The organism is Pseudomonas sp. EGD-AK9, from assembly GCF_000465935.2.
In the GTDB taxonomy this organism is placed as follows: Bacteria; Pseudomonadota; Gammaproteobacteria; order Pseudomonadales; family Pseudomonadaceae; genus Aquipseudomonas.
The window spans coordinates 1-9,003 of the sequence record NZ_AVOF01000097.1 but is presented as its reverse complement, the minus strand read 5'-3'; the positions used below and the strand labels follow the sequence as shown (position 1 = coordinate 9,003).

Below are 9,003 nucleotides of genomic sequence, written 5' to 3'. Positions count from 1 at the left end.
AGCAGCTCGTAGGCCGATTCGCGGTCGACGGGTTTGTCGTAGCGCCCGGCCAACGGCGACTGACGCACCAGGGCGGCACGCTCGCTCTCGTTCATCGGGCCGATGCGCGACTGCGGCGGGGCGATGGCCACGCGCTGCACCATGGCCGGCGTACCCTTTTCCTCCAGGGTGCCGACCAACGCCTCGCCGATGCCCAGCTCGGTCAGCACGCTCAGGCTGTCGAACGCCGGATTGGGGCGGAAACCGTCGGCCACCGCGCGCAGCGCCTTCTGCTCCTTGGCGGTGAAGGCGCGCAGGCCGTGCTGGATGCGCAGGCCGAGCTGGGCCAGCACGTCGTCCGGCAGGTCGCTGGGCGACTGGGTGACGAAGTACACCCCCACGCCCTTGGAGCGGATCAGCCGCACCACCTGCTCCAGGCGCTCCTGCAGCGCCTTGGGCGTGCCCTGAAAGAGCAGGTGCGCCTCGTCGAAGAACAGCGCCAGCACCGGCTTGTCGGCGTCGCCACGTTCGGGCAGCTGCTCGAACAGCTCGGCCAGCAGCCACAGCAGGAAGGTGGCGTAGACCTTGGGCGCTTCGTGCACCAGGCGGCTGGCGTCGAGCAGGTGAACCCGGCCGCGGCCGTCGCGATCGGGGTGCAGCAGGTCCTCGAGTTGCAGCGCCGGCTCGCCGAACAGCGCCTCGGCGCCCTGCTGCTCCAGGCTGGCCAGGCGCCGCAGCAGCGCCTGCGCCGAGGTGTTGGTGAACAGCGCGCTGTCCTCGCCGAGCACCTGCGGGTTGTCCTTGAGGTGGCCGAGCAGCGCCTTGAGGTCCTTCAGATCGAGCAGCAGCAAACCCTCGCGGTCGGCCACCTTGAACGCGGCGTAGAGCGCCGCCTGCTGGCTGTCGGTCAGTTCCAGCAGGGCGCCGAGCAGCAGCGGGCCCATCTCGCTCAAGGTGGTGCGCAGCGGGTGGCCGCTCTGCCCGTGCACGTCCCACAGGCACAGCGGATAGGCCTGCGGCCGGTGCTGCAGCCAGGCCATGCTGGCGATGCGCTCGGCGACCTTGCCCTGCGGCGCACCGGCAGCGCCGAGGCCGCACAGGTCGCCCTTGACGTCGGCGGCGAACACCGCCACGCCGGCGTCGCTGAAGGTCTCGATCAGGCGCTGCAGGGTCACCGTCTTGCCGGTGCCGGTGGCGCCGGCGATCAGACCGTGACGGTTGGCCAGGCGCAACGGCTGGCCGACGGGCTGGCCATCGCTGCCGGCGCCCAGTACGAACTGCGAAATCAAAGGCATCTTTGCCATCCCCTGGGTTAAAGCTTTACTGCAGGTATGCCGACATAGGCATCAGACCAAAGGCGAATTGCCTTCGCCACAATCTCCCACGAACCGCCCCACTGGCGGCTTCGTGGAACACAAGACTGGTTCCAGAGCCTTCCGGACGCAAGACAACATGACTAAAAACCTGCAGTTCAGCCACAAGATCCTGCTCGCAGCATCGCTGGTGGTGATAGTCGCCTTCTCCCTGTTCACCCTCTACAACGATTACCTGCAACGCAACGCCATCCGTGCGGACCTGGAGAGCTACCTGCATGAAATGGGCGACGTGACCGCCAGCAACATCCAGAACTGGCTGTCCGGGCGCATCCTCCTGGTGGAAAGCGCCGCCCAGTCGATCGTCAACGACAACAGCCCGGATCGCGTGGTCAAGCTGCTGGAGCAGAAGGCGCTGACCTCCTCCTTCGCCTTCACCTACCTGGGCGCCGAGAACGGCGACTTCACCATGCGCCCGGACGCCGACATGCCCGAGGGCTACGATCCGCGCACCCGGCCCTGGTACAAGGATGCCATGGCCGCCGGCGGCTCCACCCTCACCGAACCCTACGTCGACGCCGCCACCGGCGAGCTGATCATCACCATCGCCACCCCGGCCAAGCCGGCCGGCGTGGTCGGCGGCGACCTCAGCCTGCAGACCCTGGTCGACATCATCAACGCCCTGGACTTCGACGGCATCGGCTACGCCTTCCTGGTCAGCGCCGACGGCAAGATCCTGGTGCACCCGGACAAGAACCTGGTGATGAAGAACCTCAAGGACATCTACCCGCAGAACACTCCGCGCATCAGCAGCGAGTTCAGCGAGGCGCAACAAGACGGCAACACCCGCATCCTCACCTTCACCCCGGTCAAGGGCCTGCCTTCGGTCGACTGGCACGTCGGCCTGTCCATCGACAAGGCCAAGGCCTACGCGATGCTCACCGAGTTCCGCGCCTCGGCCATAGTCGCTACCGTCATCGCCGTGGTGCTGATCATCGCCCTGCTCGGTGTGCTGATCCGCGTGCTGATGCAGCCGCTCAACACCATGGGCAAGGCCATGCAGGACATCGCCCAGGGCGAGGGCGACCTGACCAAGCGCCTGGCGATCCAGTCCAACGACGAGTTCGGCGCCCTGGCGCGCGCCTTCAACCAGTTCGTCGAGCGCATCCACAGCTCGATCCGCGAGGTGTCCTCGGCCACCGTGCAGGTCAACGAGGTGGCCAAGCTGGTGGTCAACGCCTCCAACTCGTCGATGGCCAACTCCGACGAGCAGGCCAGCCGCACCAACAGCGTGGCCGCGGCGATCAACGAACTGGGCGCCGCCGCCCAGGAGATCGCGCGTAACGCCGCCGACGCCTCGACCCAGGCCTCCGACGCCCGCCATCAGGCCGAGGACGGCGGCAAGGTGGTGCAGCAGGCGATCTCCTCGATGAGCGAGCTGTCGGACAAGATCAGCGACGCCTGCGCCAAGATCGAGATGCTCAACGGCAAGACCGTGGACATCGGCCAGATTCTCGAGGTGATCAAGAGCATTTCCCAGCAGACCAACCTGCTGGCGCTCAATGCCGCCATCGAGGCCGCCCGCGCCGGCGAGGCCGGCCGCGGCTTCGCCGTGGTCGCCGACGAGGTGCGCAACCTAGCGCACCGCACCCAGGAGTCGGCGCAGGAAATCGAGAAGATGATCGAGGAGCTGCAGGTCGGCTCGCGGGAGTCGGTCACCACCATGACCGAGAGCCAGCGCTACAGCGAGGAAAGTGTGGCGATCGCCAACCAGGCCGGCGAACGCCTGGGCACGGTCACCGCGCGCATCGGCGAGATCGACGGGATGAACCAGTCGGTGGCCACCGCCACCGAGGAGCAGACCTCGGTGATCGAGTCGCTGAACATGGACATCATCGAGATCAACACCCTCAACCAGGAAGGCGTGGAGAACCTGCAGGCCACCCTGCGCGCCTGCGGCGACCTGGAGCAACAGGCCGCGCGCCTCAAGCAGCTGGTCGACAGCTTCCGCATCTAAGTACGCGAAACGAGACCAAGGGCGCCACAGCGCCCTTGGTCGTTATGGCTCGGGCTCAGGCGGTGCCTGTTCCTGCAGCTGCCGCCACAGTTCGGCGGCCTCGGCGAACTCGGTGCCGTCGTCCTCGCTCAAGGCGTCCGGGTCGTAGCGGCGCACGCAACCCTCGCCCAGGGTCGGCGGCGCCTTGGAAGTCGCCTTGTCCAGTGGATCGCTCATCAAGTCCTCCTCACTCAGAGCCTGTTCAAAGTCTCGCGAGCTAGAGCAATGCAAGGCGCTACGCTAGCAACAGCCTTCGGCTGGTCAAAACAGGCGAGGAACGGTCGGAGTCGCGGGCGACTTTACGAGTTGTAAATGAGCATTCCAAGCCTGTTTTTAACGCAGCAGTGCCGACGCGCAGCAGACTTTGAACAGGCTCTAACCGGCTTCCAGCTTGCCCTGCTCATGCTGGGCGAACTCCTTGACCGCCCGCAGCACGTCGTGGCGGCTGATCTGGCCGATCAGGTGACCGTCCTCGACCACCGGCAGGCGCCGACGCCGACCGCGCAGGAAGCGCTCGGACAGCTCGATGATGTCCGCCTCCGGCGAGATGGTCTCGACCTCGGCGGTCATGTAGGCGCTGACGTTGCCGCCGATGGCCTCGTAGTAGGCGCCGGAGAGGATGCCGCGCAGGCAGTCGCCCTCCGACAGCAGGCCGATCAGATGGCCCTGGGAATCAACCACCGGCGCCGCCGAGATACGGTGCTCCAGCAGGCGGTTGATGGCGGTGAACAGATCGGTATCCGACCTGAAGGTCACCAGATGGCGGGTCATGTAGTCCCGCACCTTGATGGACTTGAGCATGGGCGATCTCCTCTGGCGAGCATCGGTTCGGCCTACGGCGCAAGATCAGTCGAACACCACCGTCTTGTTGTCGTGCACCAGAACCCGGTCTTCCAAGTGATAGCGTAGCCCACGCGCCAGCACCATCTTCTCCACGTCCTTGCCCAGGCGCACCATTTCCTCGATATCGTCGCGGTGGGTGACGCGCACCACGTCCTGCTCGATGATCGGCCCGGCGTCCAGCTCCTCGGTCACGTAGTGCGAGGTGGCGCCGATCAGCTTGACCCCGCGCAGCGAAGCCTGGTGGTAGGGCTTGGCGCCGACGAAGGACGGCAGGAAGCTGTGGTGGATGTTGATCACCCGCTGCGCGTACTCGGCGCACAGTGCCGGCGGCAGTATCTGCATGTAGCGCGCCAGGACGATGACGTCGGCCTGGTGCTGCTTGACCAGGCGCTCCACCTCGGCGAAGGCCGGCGCCTTGTCCTGCGCATCGACCGGCACATGGAAGTAGGGGATGCCGTGCCACTCGACCATGCTGCGCAGGTCGTCGTGGTTGGAGATCACGCAAGGAATGGCGCAGTCGAGCTCGTCGCTGTGCCAGCGGTGCAGCAGGTCGGCCAGGCAGTGCGACTCGCGGCTGGCCATCAGCACCACACGCTTCTTCTGCGCCGAGTCGGTGATGCGCCACTCCATGGAGAATTCGCGGGCAATCGGCGCGAAGGCCTGCTGGAAGCCCTCCAGCTCGAACGGCAGGGAATCGGCGCGAATCTCGTGCCGCATGAAGAACCAGCCGCTCTGGGTATCGGAATGATGACTCGCTTCGGTGATCCAGCCGTTGTAGGTCGCCAGGAAACTACTGACCTTGGCGACGATGCCGACGCGATCCGGGCAGGCGATGACCAGTCTGAACGTGCGCATATACAAAACCCCAATGACGGCGCAAAAGTCGGCCATTCTAGCGACAAGCCGGGGAAACTGCAGTAGCGCGGAGGGCCGGGCACCCGTGGCCCCCTGACCGGGCGCGGAAAAATATCGAGGCGGCGGAAAAACAGGCAACTTCGGCCAGCGCGAAAATACCCGGTTTAAATTAAAGCCCGTGGTTACAAAACCTTGCAGTGCACCACGGCTATTTTCTCCGACACTGTTTACTTGTTATAAGTGCGTGACTATTATTGCCTCACTGCTCACTTTTTAAACCTATTCACGCCAAGGTAAAGTCCATGTCGCTGATCAATGAATACCGCGCCACCGAAGAAGCCATCAAGGAGCTGCAAGAGCGCCTGAAGAACCTGTCGCAAGACGACAAGCTGAAAAAGGAACTGGAATTCGAAGGCAAGTTGCGCACCCTGATGGGCGAATATCAGAAGTCCCTGCGCGACATCATTGCCCTGCTCGACCCGGAAGCCAAGGTCGGCAAGGCCCCGCGTGCCGGCAAGCCCGTTGCCACCAAGCGCGCGCGCAAGGTCAAGCAGTACAAGAACCCGCACAGCGGCGAAGTGATCGAAACCAAAGGCGGCAACCACAAGACCCTGAAAGAGTGGAAAGCCAAGTGGGGCGCCGACGTCGTCGAAGGTTGGGCCACCCTGCTCGGCTAAGCCTCGCGCAATACCCGAAAACGCCAGCCCTGCTGGCGTTTTTTATTGCCGTTATTTTGCCGCGGGATGACCGGCGCAATTGTTGCCGGCAACTCGTCTGGCGCCCCGCAAGTTTGCCGTGCGGGCCACGGCCAACGCCCAGCCGGCAATTGCCACAGGGCAACTCGCCAGCGCGCCCGGACAAACAAGCGCCGGCCGCCGCCACCCCGCTCGATATGCCCGTGCACAATTGGGCTATGCCCCGTTGCCGGCGCCGCGGCTAATTTATCCCGTAGCGCGCCTGCACATCCTCCGCATACGCCTGCCATTGCTGCAGAAGTTGCACTTGGCTCGGCGTGCAGTTACCGCGCAATTCATCCAGCGCCTGACGAAACTGCCCCAGGGTATTGGGTGCGCCGAACTCGGCGGCACTCAGACGCTGGCGGCAGAACTCCTGCCAGCGTTGCCGCTCGGCCGGCGACAGGCTGTCCGGAAAGTTGCGTGCGCGATAGCGGAACAGCAACTCCGGCAGACGCGCGTCGTCGAACGGCCAGTCCTGGTTGGCCAGCGCCTCGGGCTCGGCACGGCGCACCTGCTCGCACAGGCGGCGGTCGCGGTCGCCGATAAAACCCTCGTACAGCTGCTGCTCGGGATCGCCGCTGGCGGCGAAGGCCTCCTCGCGATAGATGGTCGCCAGCTTGTCCTGCCACAGCGCCTGCGCCGCCTGCAGCGCCTCGGCGTGGCGCTGGCACTGCGCCCAGTCCAGCTGCAGGCGCTGACGATCCTGCTCGCGCAGCACCGACAGCGGCGCCACCACCGGGCAGCGATTGATATGCAGCAGCTTCAGCGGCACCGGCGCCTCGCCCTCGGCCAGCTCCTCACGCCGGGTGTATAGGCGGCTGCGCAGGGTCTCGGCATCCAGCTCCAGCAACGGCGCCGGGTCGGCCTGCAGGTCGCAGACGATCAGCGCGTTGCGGTTACGCGGGTGCCAGGCCAGCGGCAGCACCGGCGCCAGGTAATGACGCGCCGCGGAGAAACGCCCGGACACATGCAGCAGCGGCTGCAGCAGGCGGATCTGATCCAGCACCCGTTGCTTGCTGCGCAGCTGATAGAGGAAGTCGTACAGCCGCGGCTGGCGCTCGCGCAGCAGGCGCGCCAGGCCAATGGTGGCGCGCACGTCGGACAGCGCGTCGTGAGCCTGGCCATGGTCGATGCCGTTGGCCTGGGTCAGGCGTTCCAGCTTGAGGGTCACGCGGCCGTCTTCCTCCGGCCACTCGATGCCCTCCGGGCGCAGGGCGTAGGCGGTACGCACCAGGTCGATCAGGTCCCAGCGGCTGTTGCCGCCCTGCCATTCGCGGGCGTAAGGATCGAAGAAGTTGCGATAGAGGCTGTAGCGGGTCACCTCGTCGTCGAAGCGCAGGCTGTTGTAGCCGGCGCCGCAGGTGCCCGGCGCGGACAACGCGGCATGCACCCGGGTGACGAACTCGCCCTCGTCCAGCCCCAGTTGCTGCAGGCGCTGCGGGTCGATGCCGGTGACCAGGCAGGCGGCCGGGTGCGGCAGGATGTCGTCGCTGGGCCGACAGTAGAGGTTCAGCGGCTCGCCGATCTCGTTGAGCGCCTCGTCGGTGCGGATGCCGGCCACCTGCAGCGGACGGTCGCAGCGCGGATTGATGCCGGTGGTCTCGTAGTCGTACCAGAAGATGCTGGAAGTCACGCGCGTATCCCCAGTGCACAGTGGCCAGGCAGTCTATCATTCATGCCCAGGCGCGCCGCCGCCGGCAAAGCATGAACCAGCGCACAGCCGCTGCATGCCCGCCCAGGCGCCGCTTGTAGGCCAAATGCCAGTACCCCTAGCATGTGCCACCTCTCCCACTCTACGTACAAGGACGCCGCCATGAGTGACGCTACCACCCCCAATCCCTATGCCGCCCCCGTCAGCGACCTGCAGCAGCCGCTCGGCGACCAGGCGCCGAGCATCGAAGAAGCGCTGGCCCGCGGCTACGACTTCAGCATCGGCGCGCTGATCGGCGAAGCCTGGGCCAAGGTCAAAGGCACCAAGGGCATCATCATCGGCGGCTTCCTGGTGTTCTACCTGGTGCTGCTGGCCGCCACCTTCATCCTCGGCGGCATAGTCGGCGTGTTCGGCGCCCTCAGCGACAACCTGGTCGCGGTAGTGGTCGGCGAGGTGCTGGTGTCGCTGCTGGCCTCCGCCCTGGCCTATCCCTTCATGGCCGGGATCAACATGGTCGGCATCCGTCGCGCCGCCGACCAGCCGATCAGCTTCAACGAAATCTTCAGCCACTTTGGCCGCACCGTGCCGCTGATCATCACCGCCGTGGTGATGATGCTGCTGATCTACCTCGGCATGCTCCTGCTACTGCTCCCCGGCATCTACCTGGCGGTGGCCTATCTGCTGGCGATTCCGCTGGTGGTGGAGCGCGGCCTGTCGCCCTGGCAGGCGCTGGAGGCCTCGCGCAAGGCCATCAGCCAGCACTGGTTCAAGGTCTTCGGCCTGTTCCTGCTGCTCGGCGTGATCGTGATCCTCAGCGCCATCCCGCTGGGTATCGGCCTGGTCTGGAGCATCCCGCTGATGGTCGTGGCCATGGGCGTGCTCTACCGCACCATCTTCGGCGTGCTGCCCGCCGCCCAGTAAGCCGTTATGCCGGGCCGAGCCATCGGCCCGGTTGCGTTCGTGTCCCGCTGCTCGCTAGCATCGGGCTTTCCCTGATGCAGTCCGCCGATGCCCTCACGCTCAAGCGCCAGCCTCCCGCAGCACCAGCCGCCCCTGGACACCCGCTACCAGGTGGAGACGCCGGAGGGCATCGACCTGCAATTGCGCCCCGCCGGTCTGGTGCCGCGCGCCCTGGCGTTCGCCATCGACCTGGCGATCCGCGGGCTGATCCTGGCGGTGATGTTCATCGTCCTCGGCCTGCTCGGTCAGTTCGGCATGGGCCTGGGCACCATCCTGCTGTTTCTCGTCACCTGGTGGTACATGGTGCTGTTCGAGGTGCTCAACCAGGGCCGTTCGCCCGGCAAGCAGCTGCTCGGCCTGCGCGTGGTGCACGACGACGGCACGCCCATCGGCTGGGCCGCCTCGCTGACGCGCAACCTGCTGCGCTTCGTCGACATCCTGCCGTTCGGCTACAGCCTGGGCATTCTCAGCTGCCTCAACCATCCGGCGTTCAAGCGCCTCGGTGATATCGCCGCCGGCACCCTGGTGGTCTACCGCGACGCCGCGCCGGCACGCCCGCAACTGCCGGAGGCCGAGCTGCTGCCGACGCCCTTCCCGCTCAGCCTGGCC

Annotated in this window: 9 protein-coding genes; 4 read left to right on the top strand and 5 right to left on the bottom strand. The window is 66.0% G+C overall.

What is annotated here, in order from left to right; translation table 11 throughout:
• On the bottom strand, positions 1–1,274 hold a 1,274-nt coding region (locus N878_RS05515; RefSeq protein ID WP_031302796.1), incomplete at its 3' end, for a helicase HerA-like domain-containing protein.
• A 157-nt stretch (positions 1,275–1,431) separates the two neighbouring features.
• Between N878_RS05515 and N878_RS05510 the strand changes: the two genes are divergently transcribed.
• The gene (locus N878_RS05510; RefSeq protein WP_021442682.1) at positions 1,432–3,309 is read left to right on the top strand and encodes a methyl-accepting chemotaxis protein; all 1,878 of its coding nucleotides are present in this window, start codon (positions 1,432–1,434) and stop codon (positions 3,307–3,309) included.
• A gap of 42 nt (positions 3,310–3,351) precedes the next feature.
• Here the strand turns inward: N878_RS05510 and N878_RS28840 are convergent, their stop codons facing one another.
• The 3 genes from N878_RS28840 to purU form a co-directional block, all read right to left on the bottom strand.
• A complete protein-coding gene (locus N878_RS28840) occupies positions 3,352–3,525 on the bottom strand; it encodes a hypothetical protein (protein WP_021442681.1) in 174 nt (57 codons plus the stop codon).
• 198 nt (positions 3,526–3,723) lie between these two features.
• Positions 3,724–4,149, bottom strand: a complete 426-nt coding sequence (locus N878_RS05505; RefSeq protein WP_021442680.1) for a CBS domain-containing protein — start codon at positions 4,147–4,149, stop codon at positions 3,724–3,726.
• Between the two features lie 45 nt (positions 4,150–4,194).
• Positions 4,195–5,046 carry a formyltetrahydrofolate deformylase gene (purU, locus tag N878_RS05500; protein WP_021442679.1) on the bottom strand — a complete coding sequence of 284 codons (852 nt, stop codon included), beginning with the start codon at positions 5,044–5,046 and terminating at the stop codon, positions 4,195–4,197.
• A gap of 302 nt (positions 5,047–5,348) precedes the next feature.
• Here purU and mvaT point away from each other — a divergent pair, with 302 nt between their 5' ends.
• A complete protein-coding gene (gene mvaT / locus N878_RS05495; protein ID WP_021442678.1) occupies positions 5,349–5,723 on the top strand; it encodes a histone-like nucleoid-structuring protein MvaT in 375 nt (124 codons plus the stop codon).
• A 259-nt stretch (positions 5,724–5,982) separates the two neighbouring features.
• On the opposite strand, the gene sbcB is transcribed toward mvaT, so the two are convergent.
• Positions 5,983–7,416, bottom strand: a complete 1,434-nt coding sequence (sbcB, locus tag N878_RS05490; protein WP_021442677.1) for an exodeoxyribonuclease I — start codon at positions 7,414–7,416, stop codon at positions 5,983–5,985.
• Between the two features lie 180 nt (positions 7,417–7,596).
• Here sbcB and N878_RS05485 point away from each other — a divergent pair, with 180 nt between their 5' ends.
• The gene (locus N878_RS05485) at positions 7,597–8,355 is read left to right on the top strand and encodes a hypothetical protein (protein ID WP_021442676.1); all 759 of its coding nucleotides are present in this window, start codon (positions 7,597–7,599) and stop codon (positions 8,353–8,355) included.
• Between the two features lie 87 nt (positions 8,356–8,442).
• On the top strand, positions 8,443–9,003 hold a 561-nt coding region (locus N878_RS05480), incomplete at its 3' end, for an RDD family protein (protein WP_021442675.1).

What these genes read in the sequence shown, in the direction of transcription:
- N878_RS05510 (WP_021442682.1), top strand. Translation starts at nt 1,432, where the DNA reads ATGACTAAAAACCTGCAGTTCAGCCACAAGATCCTGCTCGCAGCATCG.
- N878_RS28840 (WP_021442681.1), bottom strand. Translation starts at nt 3,525, where the DNA reads ATGAGCGATCCACTGGACAAGGCGACTTCCAAGGCGCCGCCGACCCTG.
- N878_RS05505 (WP_021442680.1), bottom strand. Translation starts at nt 4,149, where the DNA reads ATGCTCAAGTCCATCAAGGTGCGGGACTACATGACCCGCCATCTGGTG.
- purU (WP_021442679.1), bottom strand. Translation starts at nt 5,046, where the DNA reads ATGCGCACGTTCAGACTGGTCATCGCCTGCCCGGATCGCGTCGGCATC.
- mvaT (WP_021442678.1), top strand. Translation starts at nt 5,349, where the DNA reads ATGTCGCTGATCAATGAATACCGCGCCACCGAAGAAGCCATCAAGGAG.
- N878_RS05485 (WP_021442676.1), top strand. Translation starts at nt 7,597, where the DNA reads ATGAGTGACGCTACCACCCCCAATCCCTATGCCGCCCCCGTCAGCGAC.